General features: G+C 70.5%; 22 protein-coding genes. 13 read left to right on the forward strand and 9 right to left on the reverse strand.

Annotated features, from left to right (window positions below; genetic code table 11):
- Both MET9862_RS15160 and MET9862_RS15165 read left to right on the forward strand, forming a co-directional pair.
- Positions 1 to 1199, forward strand: a 1199-nt coding sequence (locus tag MET9862_RS15160) for a GTA baseplate fiber-binding domain-containing protein (RefSeq protein ID WP_244612732.1), incomplete at its 5' end; no start/stop codon positions are given.
- Positions 1200 to 1226: 27 nt separating this feature from the next.
- Positions 1227 to 2807 (forward strand): DUF2793 domain-containing protein, encoded by a 1581-nt coding sequence (locus tag MET9862_RS15165; RefSeq protein WP_142583746.1) that lies wholly within the window; start codon positions 1227 to 1229, stop codon positions 2805 to 2807.
- Positions 2808 to 2834: 27 nt separating this feature from the next.
- On the opposite strand, the gene MET9862_RS15170 is transcribed toward MET9862_RS15165, so the two are convergent.
- Complete coding sequence (locus MET9862_RS15170) at positions 2835 to 3830, reverse strand: hypothetical protein (RefSeq protein ID WP_142583747.1); 996 nt, start codon at positions 3828 to 3830, stop codon at positions 2835 to 2837.
- A gap of 63 nt (positions 3831 to 3893) precedes the next feature.
- Positions 3894 to 4943: a hypothetical protein gene (locus tag MET9862_RS15175; protein WP_142583748.1), complete on the reverse strand. Its 1050-nt coding sequence runs from the start codon at positions 4941 to 4943 to the stop codon at positions 3894 to 3896.
- 182 nt (positions 4944 to 5125) lie between these two features.
- Between MET9862_RS15175 and MET9862_RS15180 the strand changes: the two genes are divergently transcribed.
- The 7 genes from MET9862_RS15180 (at position 5126) to nhaA (ending at position 9562) form a co-directional block, all read left to right on the forward strand.
- The gene (locus tag MET9862_RS15180; protein ID WP_142583749.1) at positions 5126 to 5734 is read left to right on the forward strand and encodes a lysozyme; all 609 of its coding nucleotides are present in this window, start codon (positions 5126 to 5128) and stop codon (positions 5732 to 5734) included.
- A gap of 31 nt (positions 5735 to 5765) precedes the next feature.
- The gene (locus MET9862_RS15185) at positions 5766 to 6257 is read left to right on the forward strand and encodes a hypothetical protein (protein ID WP_142583750.1); all 492 of its coding nucleotides are present in this window, start codon (positions 5766 to 5768) and stop codon (positions 6255 to 6257) included.
- A gap of 159 nt (positions 6258 to 6416) precedes the next feature.
- The gene (locus tag MET9862_RS15190; RefSeq protein ID WP_142583751.1) at positions 6417 to 6719 is read left to right on the forward strand and encodes a hypothetical protein; all 303 of its coding nucleotides are present in this window, start codon (positions 6417 to 6419) and stop codon (positions 6717 to 6719) included.
- Entirely contained in the window at positions 6716 to 6922 is a 207-nt protein-coding gene (locus MET9862_RS15195; protein WP_142583752.1) for a hypothetical protein, read from the forward strand. Before MET9862_RS15190 ends, MET9862_RS15195 begins: the two co-directional genes overlap by 4 nt.
- A gap of 175 nt (positions 6923 to 7097) precedes the next feature.
- A complete protein-coding gene (locus MET9862_RS15200) occupies positions 7098 to 7475 on the forward strand; it encodes a PepSY domain-containing protein (protein WP_142583753.1) in 378 nt (125 codons plus the stop codon).
- A 13-nt stretch (positions 7476 to 7488) separates the two neighbouring features.
- A complete protein-coding gene (locus MET9862_RS15205; RefSeq protein ID WP_142583754.1) occupies positions 7489 to 8166 on the forward strand; it encodes a response regulator transcription factor in 678 nt (225 codons plus the stop codon).
- Between the two features lie 211 nt (positions 8167 to 8377).
- Complete coding sequence (gene nhaA, locus MET9862_RS15210) at positions 8378 to 9562, forward strand: Na+/H+ antiporter NhaA (RefSeq protein ID WP_142583755.1); 1185 nt, start codon at positions 8378 to 8380, stop codon at positions 9560 to 9562.
- A gap of 150 nt (positions 9563 to 9712) precedes the next feature.
- Here the strand turns inward: nhaA and MET9862_RS15215 are convergent, their stop codons facing one another.
- Entirely contained in the window at positions 9713 to 9898 is a 186-nt protein-coding gene (locus MET9862_RS15215; RefSeq protein ID WP_142583756.1) for a type II toxin-antitoxin system VapB family antitoxin, read from the reverse strand.
- A 98-nt stretch (positions 9899 to 9996) separates the two neighbouring features.
- Between MET9862_RS15215 and MET9862_RS15220 the strand changes: the two genes are divergently transcribed.
- Together MET9862_RS15220 and MET9862_RS15225 are read left to right on the forward strand one after the other, a co-directional pair.
- Positions 9997 to 11415, forward strand: a complete 1419-nt coding sequence (locus tag MET9862_RS15220) for a sensor histidine kinase (protein ID WP_142583757.1) — start codon at positions 9997 to 9999, stop codon at positions 11413 to 11415.
- Between the two features lie 143 nt (positions 11416 to 11558).
- Positions 11559 to 12764 (forward strand): acyltransferase family protein, encoded by a 1206-nt coding sequence (locus MET9862_RS15225; RefSeq protein ID WP_142583758.1) that lies wholly within the window; start codon positions 11559 to 11561, stop codon positions 12762 to 12764.
- Positions 12765 to 12834: 70 nt separating this feature from the next.
- Here the strand turns inward: MET9862_RS15225 and rpmE are convergent, their stop codons facing one another.
- A complete protein-coding gene (rpmE, locus tag MET9862_RS15230; protein ID WP_142583759.1) occupies positions 12835 to 13086 on the reverse strand; it encodes a 50S ribosomal protein L31 in 252 nt (83 codons plus the stop codon).
- Positions 13087 to 13345: 259 nt separating this feature from the next.
- Between rpmE and MET9862_RS15235 the strand changes: the two genes are divergently transcribed.
- Both MET9862_RS15235 and MET9862_RS15240 read left to right on the forward strand, forming a co-directional pair.
- Positions 13346 to 15190: an ABC transporter transmembrane domain-containing protein gene (locus MET9862_RS15235; protein WP_142583760.1), complete on the forward strand. Its 1845-nt coding sequence runs from the start codon at positions 13346 to 13348 to the stop codon at positions 15188 to 15190.
- A gap of 45 nt (positions 15191 to 15235) precedes the next feature.
- Positions 15236 to 16267, forward strand: a complete 1032-nt coding sequence (locus tag MET9862_RS15240) for a D-cysteine desulfhydrase family protein (protein WP_142583761.1) — start codon at positions 15236 to 15238, stop codon at positions 16265 to 16267.
- Here MET9862_RS15240 and MET9862_RS15245 read toward each other — a convergent pair.
- From MET9862_RS15245 to rpmH, 5 genes are all read right to left on the reverse strand, one after another.
- Positions 16248 to 16619, reverse strand: a complete 372-nt coding sequence (locus MET9862_RS15245) for a DUF423 domain-containing protein (RefSeq protein WP_142583762.1) — start codon at positions 16617 to 16619, stop codon at positions 16248 to 16250. The genes MET9862_RS15240 and MET9862_RS15245 overlap by 20 nt on opposite strands.
- Positions 16616 to 17287 (reverse strand): ribosome biogenesis GTP-binding protein YihA/YsxC, encoded by a 672-nt coding sequence (gene yihA, locus MET9862_RS15250; RefSeq protein ID WP_142583763.1) that lies wholly within the window; start codon positions 17285 to 17287, stop codon positions 16616 to 16618. The genes MET9862_RS15245 and yihA overlap by 4 nt, the downstream gene beginning before the upstream one ends.
- Positions 17288 to 17330: 43 nt before the next feature.
- Complete coding sequence (gene yidC / locus MET9862_RS15255) at positions 17331 to 19175, reverse strand: membrane protein insertase YidC (protein WP_142583764.1); 1845 nt, start codon at positions 19173 to 19175, stop codon at positions 17331 to 17333.
- The gene (rnpA, locus tag MET9862_RS15260) at positions 19165 to 19704 is read right to left on the reverse strand and encodes a ribonuclease P protein component (RefSeq protein WP_142583765.1); all 540 of its coding nucleotides are present in this window, start codon (positions 19702 to 19704) and stop codon (positions 19165 to 19167) included. The genes yidC and rnpA overlap by 11 nt, the downstream gene beginning before the upstream one ends.
- A gap of 70 nt (positions 19705 to 19774) precedes the next feature.
- On the reverse strand, positions 19775 to 19909 hold the full coding sequence (gene rpmH, locus MET9862_RS15265) for a 50S ribosomal protein L34 (RefSeq protein WP_007558110.1): 135 nt from the start codon (positions 19907 to 19909) through the stop codon (positions 19775 to 19777).
- Positions 19910 to 20073: the final 164 nt, after the last annotated feature.

Here is a 20073-nt window from a genome sequence, read left to right on the forward strand (position 1 = left end):
CCATCGCCGCCCGCGACACCGCGAGCCTCGCCCTGAGCCCCCGCCTTCTGGCGCTGGAGCCGGGCGACCTCGTGGCTCTGCCCGTCCCCCGCGCCGCCGGTCCGCTGCTGCAGCGCATCGTCCGCATCGATGACGGGCCGGGCGGGCGGCGCCTCGAGACCCGCGGCGTGCCCCTGCACGGCTCCGGCCTGCGTGCCATCGACCGGGCGCCCGCCGGAGCGGCCGCACCGCCGCCCGCGCTGCCGGGGCGGCCCTTCGCCATCGCCCTCGACCTGCCCGCCGACCGGTTCAGCCCGACCGCTCTGCAATACCTCGCCGTGGCGGCCGATCCGTGGCCCGGCTCGGTCGCGGTCTGGCGCGGCGCGGGCGCGGACGGCCCGCTGGCCCTCCACACCGTCCTCGACCACCCGGCCTGTCTCGGGCGCACCCTGTCCGACCTGCCGCCGGGCCCGCTCTGGCGGATGGACCGCCGCGCCCGCCTCGACGTGACCCTGCGCCATGCGGGGGCGCTCGCCAGCATCGAGGAGGCCGCGATGCTCGCCGGCGGCAACCTCTTCGCCGTGGTCGCTCGCGACGGCGGCGTCGAGATCCTCGGCGCCGCCGAGGCGGTGCTGATCGGGCCCGAGCGCTACCGGCTCGGCCTCATGGTGCGCGGGCTCGGCAACAGCGAGGCGGCCGCGGGCCGCGGCGCCCCGGCGGGCAGCCTGATCCTGCGCCTCGACGGGGATGCGGTGGTGCCGCTGGTGGACAGGCTCGACGAGGTGGGGCGGCCGTTCCGCTACCGCATCGGCCCGGCCGAGCGCGATCCCGGCGACCCGGCCTTCGTCGAGATCGCCGCGACGGCAGGGCTTGCGGCGCTGACCTGCCTCGCGCCCGTGCACCTGCGGGCGCGGCGCGAGGCGGAGGGCGTGCGCCTCGCCTGGACCCGGCGGGCGCGGCGGGCGGCCGATGCCTGGGAGCCCGCCGAGATCCCCCTCGACGAGGCGGCGGAAACCTACCGCCTCGACGTGCTGGCCGATGACGGGCGCGTCCTGCGGCGCCTGACCGCCGCGGGCCCGAGCGTCCTCTACGCGAGCGCCGACGAGATCGCGGATTTCGGGGCGCCCCGGACCACGATCGAGGTGGTGGTCGCCCAGATCGGCGCCGCCGCCGGCCCCGGCGCGCCCGGCCGCGCGCGCGTGCCCATTCGCGCCGCATGATCCTTCGCAAGCCCTGGAGAGAGCCGCATGTCGACCACGCGCAACCTCGCGCTGCCGCTGATCGCGGCGGCGCAGGCGCAGAAGCACGTCACCCACAACGAGGCGCTGAGTCTCCTCGACGCGCTCGTGCAGATCGCCTGCCTCGACAAGGACCTCACGAACCCACCCGCCGCTCCCGCGGAGGGCGACCGCTACCTCGTCGCAGCGGCCGAGCCCGGCGGGGCCTGGGCGGCCCTGTCCGGCCAGATCGCCCTGTTCCAGGACGGCGCCTGGACGGGTATCGCCCCCCGCCCCGGCTGGCTCGCCTACCTCGTGGACGAGGCCGACCTCTACACCTTCACCGGCACCGGCTGGACGAGCTTCCGCAGCACGCTCACCGTCCTGCAGAACCTCGCGCGGCTCGGCATCAACACCGTGGCCGATACCGGCAACCGCCTCGCCGTGAAGGCGGAGGGCGCCCTGTTCTCCTGGGACGAGACCACGCCGGGCTCCGGCTCGACGCGGCTCACCGTGAACAAGCAGGACGCGGGCAAGGATGCCGGCCTCGTCTTCCAGACCGGATTCTCGACGCGCGCGCTGCTCGGAACCCTCGGCTCGGACGCCTTCGGCCTCAAGATGAGCCCGGACGGCGCGCGCTTCGTCCAGGCCCTCTCGGCGCGCGCCGATACCGGCTGGCTCACCGTGAACGGCCCCGGCCCCGCCCTGGCGCCCCTGCACATCGTCAACAACGCCAACGGCGATCCGACGAACAACGCGCTCTTCTTCGAGAATTACGGCAACGACACGGGTGGCACGTTCGGCCCTGTTGTTGTCATCAAGACGGCCGTTGCGCGCGGAAGTGCCGGGGCACCGCAGCCCATCCTGAAGGGCGACCGCTTCTTCGGGTTCTTCGGCTCCGGCTTTCACGCGGGCGGCGCCTATTCCGGCAACGCGGTGGCGTTCAACGGCGGCGCGGACGAGGATTTCACGGCCGGCGCCTGGGGGACCTACCTCGACTTTCAAACGACGCCGCTCGGCGGCACGGCCCGTCGCTCAGCCGTGAAGGTCCGGGCGAACGGCACCCTGGAACTGCAGCCGCAGGCCAGCCCCCCGAGCGCCGGCACGGCGGCCGGACAGCTCGTCTTCGACAGCACGGCCGGCGCCTTCAAGGGCCATGACGGGACACGCTGGACCCGCCTGACCAACCAGCCCTGCTTCGCCGCCACAGCCAGCTCGGACACCTATCTGTCGGCCGGCACCTGGACGAAGATCGCATTCAACGCCACCGACAGCAACGATCAAGGCGTCTTCCATACCGATGACAAGCGCTTCGTCGCTCCGGAAGGCGGCCTCTACCGCTTCGGCGCGACGCTCGGCTTCAAGCGCAACGGATCGAGCGCTCCCTCCGCCTTCGAGATCCGGGCCTACCGCAATGGCTCGCCATCGGGGCGCGGACGCGGCGCGGCCACGGGCAGTCTCGTCGACGGTGTGACGGCCATCGCGCTCGACACGGTGCTGAAGCTCGACGCCGGCGATACCGTGGAGATCTTCGCACGCCTCAGCGGGGCCGATGGGTACGCCGCGGCCGCAGAGTCCTTGTTCGCTGGCCTGCAGATCGCCGCGCGGTGAGGATCAGCCTCGCCTGCCATCACGCTATCAGGGCGTCCGGACCACCGGCACCAGGCCTTTCGAGAGGCGGCCGAGATCGTACTGGCGGATGCCGCTGCGGAAATCGTTGATCCCGTAGCTGACGAGCAGGGTATGGCCGTCCTGATCGGCCAGAGCGCCGCAGGGATAGAAGCAGGTGTCGATCGCAGGATTGAGCAGGGTGCCGGGCCGAAGAGCGAGTTCGTCGTCGGCGAGGGTGAAGCAGGGTTGGGGGGCGACCGCGATCGGCCTGAACGGCGGGACCGCCTCGAAGGTGAGAAGGGTTCCGCGGTAGATCTGGCCGGCTGCGCCAGCCACATTCGATTGGGCGACGAGATATCCCCGGTCGCCGATCAGAACCGGCGCTGCACCGCCGTGCAACGGTCCATAGGCCCGCCGCAGATGATCGGCCTCCCAATGGTGGACGGCGACCGTATCGCCCAGAACTTCTTGGCCGGAGAACCGCAGACGCAGCACCACGAAGGGGACGATCGCATAGATCGCGTACAGATCGCCCGCATAATCGAAGAAGCCCCAGTTCTTCTCGTAATCCCGACGGCCGTCACGCTTGACCAGCCGCAACGGCGGCGTCTGCGGCGCGCCGTACGCATCGACCCGGACGAGATAGATCTGGTTCGGGCATTCGGAATGCCCCGTATTGAACGAGACATAGGTATCGGATCGGCGACGGGTCGCACGCGGATCGGCATACCAGCGCACGTCACCACCGAGGTTGCGAACCTCGTCGGACCAGATTTCGTAGGTCGAGGCCCGGAACGCCTCGTCGAGCCGGCAGCGGCGCAGGGTTCGGACGCCATCGGCTCCGACATGGCGATAGAGGCAGACAAGCCCCGCTGCCGACCGAAACACGGTCGGGTTGAATGCATAACCGTCGGCATCCACCGGGAGATCGATCAGACTCCGCGTCAGTAGGCCTTGATCGGATGTCCCCGCTGCGTGCGGCCTTCGGGGCATGGCAGCCTCATCGATCATGCTGTCGTTCACCGAAGGTCAGGCCAGGCGTCTCGCGGGCGGTCCGGCACGGGTCGCATTGCGACGCGGGACCGTTCAAGGCCTCGGCTGAGCCGCCACCTCTCTCAGGAGCGCGGTCAGGTCGGCGACTTCATGATGCTCATGATAGGCGCGGGCGAGGGGTGTCGGCGCCCAATCGGGAGCCGCGTCGCGTTGCACGATGATCGCTTCGAGCTTGTCCGCGAGATCGGCGACCGCGGAGTCCGGCACCGACGTGGTCTTCGTGCGATAATCATAGGCGATCCCGCTCCTGATGACGGAGCCGACACCCATGGTCTGCAGCAATTCCTCGGCGGTGAAACATTCCTCGAATGCGATCGGATAGCAGCCAGCGGCTATGGCCTCGGGCATGATCCGTGACCCGCTCGCCTCGGTCAGCGAGGACAACCAGAACGTCTTCGCCCGGCCGAGCCCCGCAGCGAGTTCTGGCCGGGTCATGTCTTGAAAATTGCAAACGCGGCGGCCCCGGCTCTTCAAGACTGCCAGCACCGCCTCGACGACGGACCGATTCCGGGCCGGATGGCTGTTGCAGGCGCAGACGAGGTCGAAGTCGCGCTCCCTGAAGGGCCGCGCCGTGCGTGCCATCGCCTCGGCATCGATGCCGAACGGCAGCGCGTGGACAGGCCCCCGAAATCCGAGATCGCGAACCGCAGGGATCTGGCCGGACGTCGGAGCGATCGCGACATCACAGGCGAGGACCGACTCTGCGAATCCTTCATGGGCGGCCAAGTAGGTCACCTGATGGTGGATTCGGATCACGTGCAAGGTGGCGGGGAGCGCCTCGCGCAGCCGGCGGATGATCGGGGCCCCGGCCTTATAATAGCAGAGGTTGTACAGGATCAGCGACGGCTGCTCGCGGATGATGGCTTCGGCCCAATCCGGAAATTCGGTATTTCGAAAACAGTACCGGACATTGCGAACAGGGATTTCCAGATCACGACTGTAGTGATGCTCGCGCAGGTAGGCGACCGTCTCGATATCCTGCGCCTGCTCGAATGCTCTCAGCCACGTGTAGGACACGCCAGCATCCAGCCACCGGACAGCAGAATCGGAATGATCGTGAATCCCGATCCATTTCTGATCCATGGCACATCCCGCATTGGCCGTCGCGCCGGCGGTCTATAGCGGTGCCCCCTGACCGAGCCAAGCTCGGCTCCAGGACGCTGAGCGCCCTCGCCCGCACACGCTCCGATGACCCTGTCGGCCCTGCCCCACCGAGGGCCGGCGGCGGCCTCACGCGATGAATCCTCAAGAACGGAGATCGGTCGATGACCCTCAGCCCCATCGGAACGGCCGTCCTGATCGCGCGGGAGGGCCGGCGCCTGACCGCCTATCGCGACACGGCCGGGATCTGGACCATCGGCATCGGCCACACCGCGGCGGCCGGGCCGCCCGCGGTGCGGCGCGGGCTGACCATCACGGCGGCCGAGTGCGACGCGATCTTCGCGCGCGATGTCGAGGCCTATGCCGCGGCGGTGCGCGCGGCGCTCGCGGTGGCGGTTCCCCCGCACAGCTTCGATGCCCTGGTCTCGGTCTGCTACAATATCGGGCCCGACGCCTTCGCCCGCGCCACCTTCGTGAGGCGCCTCAACGCGGGAGACCTGCCCGGCGCGCGCGCGGCCCTGCTCTGGTGGGACACGCCGGCCGCGATCCGCGGTCGCCGCCGCGCCGAGGCCGACCAGCTCGTCACGCCCTATGCCGAGGCGCTGCCCCGGCCAACGGCGCAGGCGGCGCCGATCTCCCTCGCCGCCCCGGTCGCGGACGTGCTCGATCCAGCGATCCCGACACCGATCCTCGCTCCCGTCGTCCCGCACGCCGGCCCCGGCCTCCTGCGCCGGCTAGGCGCGGCGCGAGCCACGTCCGGTCGCAGCCTCTGATGCCCCGATCCATCCCCCAGGAGATGTCCCGATGATCCGCCTGTTCGTCCCGGCCGCCCTCCTCTGCGCCTGCCCCCACGCGGCCGTCGCGGCCGAGGGGACCGCCGTCGTCCTGCCCTGGGGCGCCTGGCTCGTCACCCTGGCCGAGACCGTCGAGACGGTGCTGAGCCCCGTCCTCGTCGCCCTGATCACCGGCCTCGTCGCCCGCTTCATGCCGCTCGCCAGCTACGTGATCGCGCGCAGCGTCGTGGAGAGCATGGTCCGGCACGTCACCGACTACGCCCTCAACGCCGTCGAGGGCGCGGCCAAGGGGCGGGTGCTCAGCGTGCCCATCGGCTCCGCCGTGATCGCGGCGGCGGTGCAGCGGGCCGCCGACACGGTGCCCGGCTTCCTGATCCGGGCGGCCGGCGGCCTGCCGGGACTGGCCGAGACGGTGTTCCGCCGGCTCGACCTCGAGCCCGGCGCAACCGCCGCCAACACCCTCGCGCCCGCCCTCGGCGCGGCGGGGCTCGCGGCCCGCTAGAGCCGTTGTCTCAACGCGCTCTCGTTCGCCGAACCGGTATCCCATTCGGCCGAGAGCGCACTGGCACCGTTCCCGCTCGCCCGGGCCACGCCAAGAGGCCCGACGGCAGGAGACGCATCCGAGAGGCGTGTCCGAGAGACACCTGCGTGAGGCACGTCGATGGGGCACGTCCAGGATCCCGACCGGCCGGATGAGGCCGGACCGGACGAGGAGCGCCGCATCGTGCGCTTCGGCACCGAATGGCGGGCCTTCATCCGGCGCCAGAACCCGGATCGGCTCAGCGCCCTCGACGAGCTGATCGAGGAGCGCATCGAGCGCCGGGCGCTGGCCCGCTTCTACCGCCGCGTGCGCCATGCCGCCGTGGCGGTCACGGTGGCGGCCTTCGCGGTCGCCCAGTTCGGGATCGATCGCCTGCCGATCGTGCGCCAGCTCTGGCGCCTGCTCCGGGGAGACCTCCGATGATCGCCCGCTTCGACCGCTGCCTTGCCGGCCTCTGCCGCGCCAGCCGCCTCGTCGGCGCCGTTCTGTTCCTGGCCCAATGTGGGCAGGCCGCCTATTCGGTGGGCGCCCGCGGGCGCGATGGAGCGCAAGCCGGCACGGCCATGTCCGCCTGCGACGCGGCCGCGCCCTGCCCGCCTCCCTGCGCAGCGATGCCGCAGGGCTGACCGGCCGGGAACCGCGGCGCGCCTCACTCGTAACGCTCCGCAACCCGGCGCCCGAGCGATGACATCCGCATCTGACCCCCATCGACCGATCCCAGCCCCGACCGGAGCGGCGCTCCGCCCGCCGGCAGCGCATATTCAGGGGGCATTCAGTGCCGTTGGCCGACAAGCTCTTCCCATGCGCCACGCCCTCGCCCTCGTTGCCCTGAGCCTGACCGCGGCAGCGCTCGCCGTGGGCGGATTCGGCACGATGGCCGACGAGACCTCGGCGAGCACGCCCCGGCCGGTCCAGGCCCCCGCCTCTCCACCGCCGCGGATCGAGGGCTGTCTCTCGCCCGCCGACATGCGCGAGGAGGTCTCCGAGAAGCGCGTGATCGAACCGGTGGCCGCGATCCGCGCGGCGCGGACCGTGATCCCGCGGGCCGACATCCAGCGGGCGAGCCTGTGCCGTCATGAGGACGGGCTCGTCTACATGCTCACCGCCTTGCGTCGCGACGGGCATTTCGTGCACGTGGTGGTGGATGCCAAGACAGGCCAGGTTGCCGGCCAGTACTGACGGAGTGTGAGCCGTGCGTCTGCTCGTCGTGGAGGATGACAAGGACATCAACCGGCAGGTCGTGGCCGCGCTGGAGGAGGCGGGCTACGTCGCCGACAAGGCCTATGACGGCGAGGAGGGCGGCTATCTCGGCGAGAGCGAGCCCTACGACGCCATCATCCTCGACATGGGCCTGCCCAAGGCCGACGGCGTCAGCGTGCTGCAGAAGTGGCGCCGGGCCGGGGTGAAGACCCCCGTCATCATCCTCACCGCCCGCGACCGCTGGTCGGACAAGGTCGACGGCTTCGATGCCGGCGCGGACGACTACGTCACCAAGCCCTTCCACATGGAGGAGCTGATGGCGCGGGTGCGGGCGCTGCTGCGCCGCGCCGCCGGCCACGCCTCCAGCCAGATCTCCTGCGGACCCGTCACCCTCGACACCCGTTCGGGCAAGGTCTTCGTGGACGGCAACCAGGTGAAGCTGACGAGCCACGAGTACCGGCTGCTCTCCTACCTGATGCACCATACCGGCCGCGTGGTCTCCCGCGCCGAGCTCACCGAGCATCTCTACGACCAGGATTTCGACCGCGACTCGAACACGATCGAGGTCTTCGTCGGCCGCCTGCGCAAGAAGCTCGCGGTCGACCTGATCCAGACCGTGCGGGGCCTGGGCTACCTCGTCGATCCGAACCAGCCCGCAGCGCGGGTGTGAGGGTTAGGCACCGGGGTCAAGACGCCATCAGCTTAGCCGTGCGAATGGCTGCTGAGGGTGGGTAGCGGACCTCCGGCGAGACATCTGGGATCATGGGGGGTAGGTTGCGAGCGGCTGCCTTTGGTGCAATAGCCCGCCCCGGGTGCGCGGCCCGTGTCGGGTCGGCAGGTCTTTGCGTTGGTCGGGCCGCCAGCGGCGGAGACCTATGCCCATGCCGCACCCTTCCCGACCTGCCTCAGCCCTCCGCAACCTGCTGACTGGAGAGGCCGCAGGTGGGCTTGTCCTGATGGCCAGCGCCGCGCTCGCACTGGTAACGGCGAACTCGCTCCTCGCGGACACCTATTTCGCTGCGCTCAAGACCTATCTCGGCCCGCTGAGCCTGCTGCACTGGATCAACGACGCCCTGATGGCCGTGTTCTTCCTGCTCGTCGGGCTGGAGATCAAGCGCGAGATGCTGGACGGGCAGCTTCGCACGTGGTCCGACCGGATCCTGCCGGGCCTGGCCGCACTCGGCGGCATGCTGGCGCCGGCCCTGGTCTACGCGGCCGTGAACTGGTCCTCGCCCGAGACTCTGCGGGGCTGGGCCATTCCGGCGGCGACCGACATCGCCTTCGCGCTCGGCGTGCTCGCGCTGCTGGGACCTCGCGTGCCGGTCTCGCTCAAGGTGTTCCTGACCGCGCTTGCGATCATCGACGACCTCGGAGCGGTGCTGATCATCGCCCTGTTCTACACCGCCGACCTATCGCTGCCGATGCTGGGCGGAGCGACGGTGACGTTCGCCGTGCTCTACGGCTTGAATAGGGCTGGCGTGGCTCGTCTGTGGCCTTACCTCCTGTTCGGCGTCGCGCTCTGGTTCTTCGTGCTCAAATCAGGCGTCCACGCTACCGTGGCGGGCGTGCTGCTGGCCATGACCATCCCGCTGCGGCTCAGCATCGGCAAGCCGGACGACCCGACATCGCCGCTGCACAAGCTGGAACACGCCATTCATCCCTGGTCGGCCTACCTGATCCTGCCGGTCTTCGGCTTCGCCAACGCGGGGGTGGCGTTGGCTGGCTTCGAGCCGCGGATGCTGCTCGATCCGGTGACGCTCGGCGTGGCCCTCGGCCTGCTGGTGGGCAAACAGGTCGGCGTGTTCGGCTTCGTGCTCGCTGCGGTGAAGCTCGGACTGGCGCAGCGGCCCGCGCGCGCCAACTGGGGTCAGGTCTACGGCGTCTCACTCCTGTGCGGTGTTGGCTTCACCATGAGCCTTTTCATCGGCCTGCTCGCCTTCGCGAACACTCCTGCGCTGGAAGCCGAGGTCAAAATCGGTGTGCTTGCGGGTTCGATCGCCTGCATGATTGCAGGGGCCCTCGTTCTTTGGTTCGCGACACCACGTATTGTCAGAAGCTGGCACTGAAGGACTGCTCAGGGTCGGGAGAGGATCTGCACACGGTCAAGCTGACGGAGTCCACATCCCCGAGACCGTCCCCGTTCGGTCCGTGAGATCGTTCAGCCCGTCCGCGCCTCATCTCGAACTGCTGCGTCAGCAGCCTCGGCAAGGGGCACCTCAGGATGAGGGCATGGGCGGGCTCGAAGGCTCGCCGGGCCCGCTCGACGACCGCGCGGCGGCCTCATCGTCATCGAGCTGATTGCGCACGGCGATCCTGACCGCCGCCTCGGGCGTCACGCGACGGCGCTCGGCGAGCAGGCGGATCAGATGCTCCGTCTCCATGTCGTCGATCTTGAACGCCATAGGCTGAGCGTCCCCGTCGGGCTGTCCCCACGATACCCCGAAACGGATCGACGCCCTATGCTTGCCTGCGCCGGTGCGCCCGCCTTACCCCCTCGCCCATGACCGCCTTCCTCCAGTTCCTCTCGCTCCGCCGCCGCTCCATCGCGGTGCGCCTCGCGGTCTCGGCCTTTCTGGCCTCGTCCGCGATCCTGCTCATCGCCGCCTGGATCCTGACGACCCTCTACCGGGAGAACACCGAGCGCGCCTTCGACAGCCGCCTGCTCGTCTTCGCCAACAACCTCGCCACCGACCTCGTCTCGCCGAGCGACCCGGAGAGCCGGTCCTTCTCGCTCGGCGACCCGCGCTTCGACCTGCCCTTGTCCGGCTGGTACTGGCAGGTCGGGCGGCCGGACGCGAAGCCGCGGGACCTGCGCACCTCGCGCTCGCTGGTCGGCGTGCCGCTGAAGCCGGCCACCAGCCCGGACGGGAAGGCCGGCATCGGCCAGATCCGCCAGGGCTACGGCGTCGCGCAGGACGAGCGCCCCCTGCGGATCATCGAGCGCGACGTCGACCTCGGCGAGGAGGGCCGCTACACCGTGCGGGTGGCGGGGCCGGCCGACGAGATCGTCAACGACGTCGACCGTTTCCGCTTCTCCCTCTACGTCACCTTCGGCCTGCTCGGGCTGTCGCTCGCGCTCACCACGCTCCTTCAGATCCGCTTCGGCCTCGTGCCGCTCAAGAAGATGCGCGCGGCGCTCGGCGCCATCCGCCGCGGCGAGGCCGACCACATCAGCGGCACCTATCCGCGCGACATCGCCCCGGTCGCGAGCGAGGTGAACCTCCTGATCGAGACGAATCGTGAGATCCTGGAGCGGGCCCGCACCCAGGTCGGCAACCTCGCCCACGCCCTGAAGACCCCGCTCTCGATCATCGTCAACGAGGTCGGCGCGGCCGACGCGCCCGAGGATCTCGCCCAGAAGATCCGCGAGCAGGCCGGCGTGATGCGGGATCAGGTGAACTACTATCTCGATCGCGCCCGGGCCGCTGCGCTTGCCGGCACGCTCGGCACCTCGACGGAGGTCGAGCCGGCGCTGGCCGGTCTGGTGCGCACCTTCGGCAAGATCTACCGCGACAAGGACATCGCCTACGAGGTCCATGTGCCACCAGGCCTGCGCTTCCGCGGGGAACGCCAGGATTTCGAGGAGATGGTCGGCAACCTCGTGGACAACGCCTCGAAATGGGCCCACGGGCGCGTGGCGATCCGGGCCGAGGCCGTCTCGAAGGACGATTACCCGCATCTCGTGGTCTCGATCGAGGATGACGGGCCGGGCCTGCCGCCCGACGCGCGCAAGGCGGTGCTCGGGCGCGGCAAGCGCCTCGATGAATCGAAGCCAGGCTCGGGGCTCGGCCTGTCGATCGTCGCCGACCTCGCCGCCCTCTATCGCGGGCGCTTCAGCCTGGAAGAGGCGACCCTCGGCGGCCTGCGCGCCGTGCTGGAGGTTCCGGGTGACGCCTCGGCACCCGCGGCGGCGCATTGAGAGCACGGCCGCGACACCCGAAACGACACCCAAAGCGAGTGCGCCACGAAAGACACAACCACCACGAGAAGCACCGGGGCCGTCTTGCGCCGCCGTGCTTCGGCGGCGACCCTCGGTCCGAACGGCAATCGAGGGGGTTGCCCGTGCTGGGACCGGTTTCCGACATCCTGCTCGGCGGGATGCTCGCCTATGGCGCGGCGGCGCTCGCCGCCACCGGGCTGCTGCGCGCGCGGCTGATCCCGCAGCCATCCGCGTCCGTACCCGCCATCGACGGGCTGCGCGGCGTCCTCGCCCTGGCCGTGCTCGTCCACCATTTCGCGATCTGGCAGCAGGTGGCCCGCTCCGGCGTGCCGTGGGGGCCCCTCCCCGCCCTGATCCTCACCAATCTCGGCGCGGGCGGCGTCGGCCTGTTCTTCATGGTCACGGGCTACGTCTTCTATCCCCGTATCCTGCAGGGCCTGCGCGCCCTCGACCTGCCGGGCCTGTATCTGACGCGGCTGTTCCGGATCTATCCGGCCCTCGTCGTCTCGGTGCTCCTCGTGGTCGCCCTGATCGCGGCCCGCCGCGGCCTCGCCGCCGCCGGCAGCCTCGGCCACGAGATCGACGCCGTTCTGACCTGGCTGACCTGCCAGGGCACGCCGCCGCTCCTCGGCGAGGCCGGCGCGGGTCAGATCAACGCCTTCGTGCTCTGGTCGCTCTGGTACGAGGGGCTGTTCTACCTCTTCGTGGTGCCCGTCTGCGCCGCGGCGATGGATGCGGTCCGCGGTCGCCTGCCGAGCTGGGCCGTGCCGGCCGCCCTGCTCGTCGGCGCCCTGCTGCTGCGCCCCCTCCTGAAGGGCGCGCTGCCCCTGGTGACCTATCTGCCGCTCTTCGCGGTCGGGATGCTCGCCCACGAGGTCGCGCAGCGCGAGCGCCTCGCCGCCCACCTGCGCGGCCGGGCCGCCGCCCTCGCCGGGCTCTGCGCCGTGACCCTCGCGCTCGCGACCCAGGCCGTGCCCGGCAAGCCCGCGGCGCTGATTCTCTACGGCGCCTTCTTCCTCTGCGCCGCCTGCGGCAACGGCTTCGGCATCCTCCGCAGTGGGGCCGCGCAGGCGCTCGGCGCCTGCTCCTACGGGATCTACCTGCTGCACGGGCTGGTGCTGAGCCTGCTCTTCGTCGACCTCGCGGCCGTGACCGGCCGGATCGGGACGGCCTGGCTGCCGCTGCTGATCCCCGCCGCGGCGGTCGCGACGACCTTGCTCGCCGCCCTGGTCCACCGGCAGGTCGAGCTGCCCGGCATCCGGGCCGGCCGGGCCCTCAGCCGGCTCCGCATCCCTCGCTTGGTTCGGCTGCCCGCGCGGGCGGCCTGAGTCGCGACGGAACGAAAAAGGGCGGCCCCGCTGGGACCGCCCTTTTTCGTTCCGTCGCGTGGCGCGGGCGTCAGCCGCGGCCGCGCAGGTTGCCGAAGCGCGAGGTGAAGCGCGAGACGCGGCCGCCGCGATCGAGCATCTTCTGCTCGCCGCCGGTCCAGGCCGGATGGGTGAGCGGGTCGATGTCGAGGTTCAGCGTGTCGCCTTCCTTGCCGTAGGTCGAGCGCGTCTTGTACGAGCTGCCGTCCGTCATGACGACGTTGATGAAGTGGTAGTCGGGGTGCTCAGTCCCCTTGGCCTTCGCGGCCGCGTCCTTCGCCATGATCCTCAGTCCTTCACCGGCCCCTGATTCGGGCGGGTGCCGCAGCCCCCGCCGCCTCACGGGGCGGACACCTGTTCGATTTTGGAATTGTTGCAATGAACCCGGAGTTCATGGCAACGGCTCGTGCAACGCCGACCGGCCCGTCTCAGAGGCCCGCGGCCATTCAACACGCGCAATCGGATGAGGCCGCGCGTATACCGCAGGCTCCGTCCGCGAACAAGCGCGACGACGAGGGAACGACGGACGACGATGGAGCGTCATGGCCGCTAAGTCGAAACGCGCATCCGAGGAACGCGGCAAGGCCCCCTTGAGCGCCCTGCGTCCCCTGCTGCCCTTCGCCGCCCGCTACCGTATCCGCATCCTCGCGGCCTTCGTCGCGCTGCTGGCCGCCTCCGCGGCGACGCTGGTGGTGCCGATCGCGATGCGCCGGGTGATCGACCACGGCTTCTCCGAGGCCGGCTCCGGCGTGATCGACGCCTATTTCCTGGCTCTGCTCGGCGTGGTGGCCGTGCTCGCGGTCGCGAGCGCGGCGCGCACCTACACCGTGGTGACCCTCGGCGAGCGCGTGGTGGCGGACCTGCGCAGCGCGGTGTTCCGGCGGCTCACCGTGCTCGATCCAGCCTTCTTCGATCGCACCCAGTCGGGCGAGATCGTCTCGCGCCTGACGGCCGACGCGACGCAGGTGAAGGCGGTCTTCGGCGTCTCGATCTCGATCCTCCTGCGCAACCTGTTCCTGTTCATCGGCGCCGTCGCGATGATGGTGATCACCAGCCCCTGGCTCTCGGTTCTGGTGCTCGCCGCGATCCCGCTCATCGTCTTCCCGCTGATCCTGTCGGGCCGGGGCGTGCGGCGCCGCTCGCGGGCGGCGCAGGACCGGCTCGCCGACGCCTCCGCCTACGCCGCCGAGGCGGTCGGGGCCGTGCGCACCATGCAGGCCTTCGGCCGGGCCGAGGCCACCGCGGCCCGATTCGCGGAAGCCTCGGAGGAGGCCTACGCCGCCGCCCGCGCCTCGGTTCAGGGACGGGCGCTGCTCACGGGGGTCGCGATCTTCCTGATCTCGTCGAGCGTGGTCGGGGTGATGTGGTACGGCGCCCAAGGCGTGCTCGCCCACACCATGAGCGCGGGCCAGCTCTCGCAGTTCGTGCTCTACGCGGTGTTCGGCGCGGGCGCCCTCGGCCAGCTCTCCGAGGTCTATGGCGAGATGGCCCAATCGGCCGGCGCCGCCGAGCGCCTCGCCGAGATCCTCGCGGCCGAGCCCGCGATCGGCCGGCCGGCCGAGCCCCTCGCCCTCCCCGTGCCGGCACGCGGGGCGGTCACCTTCGACGATGTCTCCTTCGCCTATCCCACCCGCGAGGGGCGGCCCGCCCTCGATCGTCTGGGCTTCCACGCCGCGCCGGGCGAGCGCATCGCGCTCGTCGGCCCCTCGGGCGCCGGCAAGAGCACGGTGCTGCAGCTCCTGCTCCGCTTCTACGACCCGCAGGCCGGCCGGGTCCTCGTCGACGGCATCGACGTCGCCCGGGTCGATCCGGAGGATCTGCGCGCCCGCATGGCGCTGGTGCCGCAGGACCCGACCGTGTTCTCGGGTACGGTGATGGAGAACATCCGCTACGGCCGCACCGAGGCGGACGAGGATGCGGTGCGCCGCGCCGCCGAGCTCGCCCATGCCGACGGCTTCATCCGCGCCCTGCCGCAGGGCTACCACACCCCGATCGGCGAGCGCGGCGTGACGCTCTCGGGCGGCCAGCGCCAGCGCATCGCCATCGCCCGGGCCATCCTGAAGGACGCGCCGATCCTGCTCCTCGACGAGGCGACCTCCGCCCTCGATGCCGAGAGCGAGCGCGCCGTGCAGCAGGCCCTCGACACGCTGATGTCCGGGCGCACCACCCTCGTCATCGCCCACCGGCTCGCCACGATCCGCGCCGCCGACCGCATCCTCGTCCTCGACGAGGGCCGGATCGTCGAGGAGGGCACCCACGAGAGCCTGCTCGCCGAGGGCGCGCTCTACGCGCAGCTCGCCGCCCTCCAGTTCACCGACGCGCTCGACGAGACGGCCCGCGGCAAGGGCCGGATCGCCCGCAGCGAGGCCCTGCCGGCGGCCGAATGAACACGGGACATTGACAGGAGGAGGCCGAGGCGGCCACTTCGCCGCATGACCGATCTCGACCTCGCCCGCTTTCCCCGCCTGCCGCTGCTCGGCCTTCCCACACCGATCGAGCCCCTGGCCGGGCTGACGCGGGAACTCGGCGCCGCGCTGAACGGCGTGCAGATCCTAGTGAAGCGGGACGACCTCGCGGGCTTCGGCGGCGGCGGCAACAAGCTGCGCAAGCTCGAATTCCTGCTGGGCGCCGCGCGCGACAGCGGCGCCGACACGGTGATCACGGTCGGCGCCCTGCAATCGAACCATGCCCGGCTGACCGCAGCGGCGGCGGCCCGCAACGGCCTGAAATGCGAGCTGTTCCTCACCCGCAGCGTGCCGCGCGAGGAGGCGGCCTATACGGGCAACGGCAACCGCTTCCTCGACGACCTGTTCGGCGCACAGGTCCACGAATTGCCGGGCGAGGCCGACAGCTTCGCGGCAGCCGAGGCGCGGGCGGACGCGCTGCGCGGCGAGGGCCGCACGGTCTACACCTTCCCCTCCGGCGGCTCGAGCCCGGTCGGCTGCCTCGGCTACGCGGCCTGCGCCGCCGAGATCATGGCCCAGGTCGAGGCCAAGGGCCTGGACCTGGCGCAGATCGTGGTGCCGAACGGAAGCGCCGGCACCCATGCCGGGCTCGTCGCGGGCCTGAAGGCCCTCGGCCGTGATCCGAAGCTCGCCAAGTCCTACGCCGTGCTCGCCGAGGAGGAGGCCGCCAAGGCCGAGGTGCTCGCCAAGGCGAACGCCACCCTCGACCTGCTTCAGCCGGGCACCCGGGTGGAGGCCGACGACATCCTGGTCGACGGGCATCCGCGCGGTCCGGGCTACGGCATCCCCACAGACGCCATGCGCGCCGCCGTGCGGCTGATGGCGCGTTCGGAGGGTATGCTGCTCGACCCGGTCTACAGCGGCAAGGCCTTCGGCGGCCTGCTGCGCGACGTGGCGGCCGGCCTCTATCCGCAGGGCTCGACGGTGCTGTTCGTGATGACCGGCGGCTCGCCCGGCCTGTTCGCCTATCCGGACGCCTTCAGCGACGCGGCGGGATAAGCACCGCCACGGCGGCCATGAGCCAGCCGAGCATCAGCGCCGTGCCCCCCAGGGGCGCGGCCATCGGGAAGAGCGGCTGAGCCGCGAGCGCCCGCAGGGACAGGTCGCCGCTGAACAGGACGAGGCCGAGGAGCAGAAGCCCGGCAGCGATCCGCGTCCCGAGGCGGTGCGTCAGCCCGGCTCCGCCGAGCCCGACGAGCGCCAGGATCGCCGGGGCGTGGAAGAGCAGGAACTGGGCCGCGGTCTTCAGCGCGTCGGTGCCGGCCCCGTGCGCCGCAGCGGCCGAGGCCGCGACGCCGAGACCGCCGGCGAGGGCGGCCAGCGCCAGGATCAGACGGTCGAGGCCGGTCATCCGGCGCGCACGGGCAGACCGCGCTCCTCCAGGAGCTTGGCCACCGCCGCGCGCAGCTCGGGCACGCCGCGATCGTCGCGGCTCGAGGTGAGCAGGATCTGCGGGAAAGCGGCCGGGCGCTTGGCGAGTGCCGCCTCGATGCCGCGAAGCCGCGCCTCGACCTCGGATTTCTTGAGCGCGTCGCCCTTGGTCAGCACGATCTGGTAGCTCACCGCCGCCTTGTCCAAGCCGTCGAGCACGTCGGTGTCGAGGCTCTTGAGGCCGTGGCGGGCATCGATCAGCACGAAGACGCGGGCGAGGTTCGCCCGGCCTTTCAGGTAGGCGTGGATGAGATGCGTCCAGGCCTCGACCTTGGCCTTCTCGACCGCGGCGTAGCCGTAGCCCGGCATGTCCACCAGGCTGAGATGCTTGCCCACCTTGAAGAAGTTGAGCTGCTGCGTGCGCCCCGGCGTGTGCGAGGTGCGCGCCAGCGTGTTGCGGCCGGTGAGCGCGTTGATCAGGCTCGACTTGCCGACATTCGAGCGGCCGGCGAAGGCGATCTCGACATCCTCCATCGGCGGCAGCCGCTCGAGGGTCTGCGCCGCCGCGTAGAAGTCGGCATTGCCCGCGAAAAGCAGGCGGCCGGCCTCGACGAGGCCGGCCTCCCTGTCCTGATCCGTCTGGTCCACGGCGGTGTCGATCCCGTGCTCGGTCCGTCTCAGCTCTTGCCGATCAGCTCTTGGCCGCGGCGTTCTTGCCGGTCGAGCCGCGGCGGAACGTACCCCTCAGGTTGTCCCACAGCTCCACCTTCACGCCGTTGCGGCGCATGATGATGTACTGCTGGATCACCGAGAGCAGGTTGTTCCAGGCCCAGTAGATCACCAGACCCGCCGGGAACGAGCCCAGCATGAAGGTGAAGATGATCGGCATGAAGGTGAAGATCTGCGCCTGGACCGGGTCCGGCGGCGCGGGGTTCATCTTCATCTGCACGAACATCGTGATGCCCATGATGATGGGCCAGATGCCGAGATGGATGAAGTCCGGCGCCGGGAAGGGCAGCAGACCGAACAGGTTGACGATGCTGGTCGGATCCGGCGCGGCCAGATCCTGGATCCAGCCGAAGAACGGCGCGTGCCGCATCTCGATGGTGATGAACAGCACCTTGTACAGCGCGAAGAAGACCGGAATCTGGATCAGGACCGGCCAGCAGCCGGCGACCGGATTGATCTTCTCCTTCTTGTACAGCTCCATCATCGCCTGCTGCTGCTTCATCTTATCGTCTTTGTACCGCTCACGGATGGAGGCCATCTCCGGCTGCACGGCCTTCATCTTGGCCATGGAGACGTAGGAGCGGTTGGCGATGGGCAGGAAGAAGATCTTCAGGATCAGCGTGACGACGAGGATCGAGACGCCGAAGTTGCCGAACAGGTGGAAGAAGAAGTCCAGCGCCCGGAACATCGGCTTGGTGATGAAGTGGAACCAGCCCCAGTCGATCATCAGATCGAACTGCTTGATACCGAGATTCTTCTCGTAGGCGTTGATGGTGTTGACCTCCTTGGCGCCCGCGAACAGGCGCTGCGTGGAGGTGGCGGTGGCGCCGGGCTCGACGCTGCGCCCGTCGGCGCGCACGCTCGCCTGATAGACCTTGGTCGCGCCGTCGGACCGCTCGGTGAAGGCGCCCGTATAGGGCATGCCCTGGTCGGGGATCGCGGCGGCGGCCCAGTACTTGTCGGTGATGCCGACGAAGCCGCCGGTCACGTTCGACCACGCCTTGCCCTTGGTGTTCGGGCTGCCATAGGCCGGCTCCTTGGCGAGGTGGTCGTAGGTGTATTCCTGCAGGCCGTCGCCGCCGAGCACGCCGATCATGCCCTCGTGCAGCACGTAGTAGCCCTGGGTATGCGGCTTACCCCAGCGCGAGACGAGGCTGTAGGGATAGAGCGTCACGGCGCCCGAGCCCTTGTTCTCGACCTCGTCGCGGACCGTGAACATGAACTTGTCGTCGACCGCCAGGATGCGGCGGAAGACGAGACCCGCGCCGTTGTCGTAGGTCAGCGTCACCGGCTTGCCGGGCGAGAGCACCTCGCCATCGGCGGTCCAGACGGTCTCGTTGGTGGGCAGCGGGCCGGCATTCTGGCCGACCCAGCCGAACTCGGCATAGTAGGGCGTCTCGGTCCCGGCGGGCGAGAACAGCACGATCTCCGGGCTCTTGTCGTCCACGGTCTCGTGGTAGTTCTTCAGCTTCACGTCGTCGATGCGACCGCCCTTGAGCGCCACGGAGCCGGTGAGCGCCGGGGTCTCGATGCGGAGCCGCGGCGAGGCGGCGATCGCGGCCGCGCGCGGGACGACGCCCTGGGGCGCGGTGCCGGGCACCGGCGCGGCGGGGCCGCCCTCCTTGGGAGCCGGAGACGGGATGCCGTCCGGGGTCACGCCCGGGGCTTGAGCCTGCACCGCCTGGTTCTGCGCGGCAGCCTGGCGCTGCTGCTCCACGCGCGGCGCGGCGACGAAGTAGTTCCAGCCGAGCAGCACGACGAGCGACAGGGCGATCGCCACGAACATGTTCGTCTTGTCATTGCCCATCGGGGACACCGCCGCACGCGTTCGAGAGGGATTGCGAAAGAGATCCGGACGCGGGTGGGGATTCCGCCTCGCGCCGGGAAGGTGTGGGTTGGGCCTGAGATCCGCCAGGGCCGGAGGCCTTGTCCGTTCTCTTGCCCCGGCCCCGGCCGCTGCCGGGGCGACGCGCAGGGGCATCGGGCGCACGCGGCCTGACGACGGCGGAGACCGCGCGGCGCAGATCGTCCTTCAGCGCATCGAAGGAGGCATCGAGGGAAGGCCGGCGGGCGATCAGCACGATATCGGCCGGCACGACGGGCAGGTCGGCGGCCACCGCCGCCACGGCCGCACGCAGGCGGCGGCGGATCCGGTTGCGCTCCGTGGCGTGCCCGACCCGCTTGGTGATGGTGAAACCGACACGCAGAGCTCCGGATTCCTCGGAGCCGGCCTCACGCAGGCGGCCCTGTCCCGTCATCCGCTCGGTGTGGAAGCGGCGCCCGTCGGCCGCCGCCAGGAAATCGGGCCGCCGCCTGAGCCGCTCGATCGTCGACATCGCCGATCCGACCCCGCTGGCCTCGATGGTCGCCGGCGCCCGACCAAGCGGACGCCGCGAAGGGTCCGCCTCAGGCGGACAGGCGCTTGCGGCCGTGTGCGCGGCGGCGGGCGATCACCTTGCGGCCGCCGGCCGTGGCCATGCGGGCGCGGAAGCCGTGACGGCGCTTACGGACGAGCTTGCTCGGCTGGTAGGTTCTCTTCATGGCGAAGCCTTCAAAGGTCGAGGCGCGTTCGCGGACGGCTGATGCCGCGCCCGACCTTCACGCGTCCTGGAGAGTGTCTGCAAACGCGAAGGGCGCCCGGATAGGGCGCGCCGACGCGATTGGCGGGCTTATGGCGGAAGGGTGCTCTCAAGTCAACGTTCCGG

This window comes from Methylobacterium symbioticum, assembly GCF_902141845.1.
GTDB classification, from domain to species: Bacteria; Pseudomonadota; Alphaproteobacteria; order Rhizobiales; family Beijerinckiaceae; genus Methylobacterium; species Methylobacterium symbioticum.

What these genes read in the sequence shown, in the direction of transcription:
- MET9862_RS15165 (WP_142583746.1), top strand. Translation starts at nt 1,227, where the DNA reads ATGTCGACCACGCGCAACCTCGCGCTGCCGCTGATCGCGGCGGCGCAG.
- MET9862_RS15175 (WP_142583748.1), bottom strand. Translation starts at nt 4,943, where the DNA reads ATGGATCAGAAATGGATCGGGATTCACGATCATTCCGATTCTGCTGTC.
- MET9862_RS15180 (WP_142583749.1), top strand. Translation starts at nt 5,126, where the DNA reads ATGACCCTCAGCCCCATCGGAACGGCCGTCCTGATCGCGCGGGAGGGC.
- MET9862_RS15185 (WP_142583750.1), top strand. Translation starts at nt 5,766, where the DNA reads ATGATCCGCCTGTTCGTCCCGGCCGCCCTCCTCTGCGCCTGCCCCCAC.
- MET9862_RS15190 (WP_142583751.1), top strand. Translation starts at nt 6,417, where the DNA reads ATGGGGCACGTCCAGGATCCCGACCGGCCGGATGAGGCCGGACCGGAC.
- MET9862_RS15195 (WP_142583752.1), top strand. Translation starts at nt 6,716, where the DNA reads ATGATCGCCCGCTTCGACCGCTGCCTTGCCGGCCTCTGCCGCGCCAGC.
- MET9862_RS15200 (WP_142583753.1), top strand. Translation starts at nt 7,098, where the DNA reads ATGCGCCACGCCCTCGCCCTCGTTGCCCTGAGCCTGACCGCGGCAGCG.
- nhaA (WP_142583755.1), top strand. Translation starts at nt 8,378, where the DNA reads ATGCCGCACCCTTCCCGACCTGCCTCAGCCCTCCGCAACCTGCTGACT.
- MET9862_RS15215 (WP_142583756.1), bottom strand. Translation starts at nt 9,898, where the DNA reads ATGGCGTTCAAGATCGACGACATGGAGACGGAGCATCTGATCCGCCTG.
- MET9862_RS15220 (WP_142583757.1), top strand. Translation starts at nt 9,997, where the DNA reads ATGACCGCCTTCCTCCAGTTCCTCTCGCTCCGCCGCCGCTCCATCGCG.
- rpmE (WP_142583759.1), bottom strand. Translation starts at nt 13,086, where the DNA reads ATGGCGAAGGACGCGGCCGCGAAGGCCAAGGGGACTGAGCACCCCGAC.
- MET9862_RS15235 (WP_142583760.1), top strand. Translation starts at nt 13,346, where the DNA reads ATGGCCGCTAAGTCGAAACGCGCATCCGAGGAACGCGGCAAGGCCCCC.
- MET9862_RS15240 (WP_142583761.1), top strand. Translation starts at nt 15,236, where the DNA reads ATGACCGATCTCGACCTCGCCCGCTTTCCCCGCCTGCCGCTGCTCGGC.
- MET9862_RS15245 (WP_142583762.1), bottom strand. Translation starts at nt 16,619, where the DNA reads ATGACCGGCCTCGACCGTCTGATCCTGGCGCTGGCCGCCCTCGCCGGC.
- yidC (WP_142583764.1), bottom strand. Translation starts at nt 19,175, where the DNA reads ATGGGCAATGACAAGACGAACATGTTCGTGGCGATCGCCCTGTCGCTC.
- rnpA (WP_142583765.1), bottom strand. Translation starts at nt 19,704, where the DNA reads ATGTCGACGATCGAGCGGCTCAGGCGGCGGCCCGATTTCCTGGCGGCG.
- rpmH (WP_007558110.1), bottom strand. Translation starts at nt 19,909, where the DNA reads ATGAAGAGAACCTACCAGCCGAGCAAGCTCGTCCGTAAGCGCCGTCAC.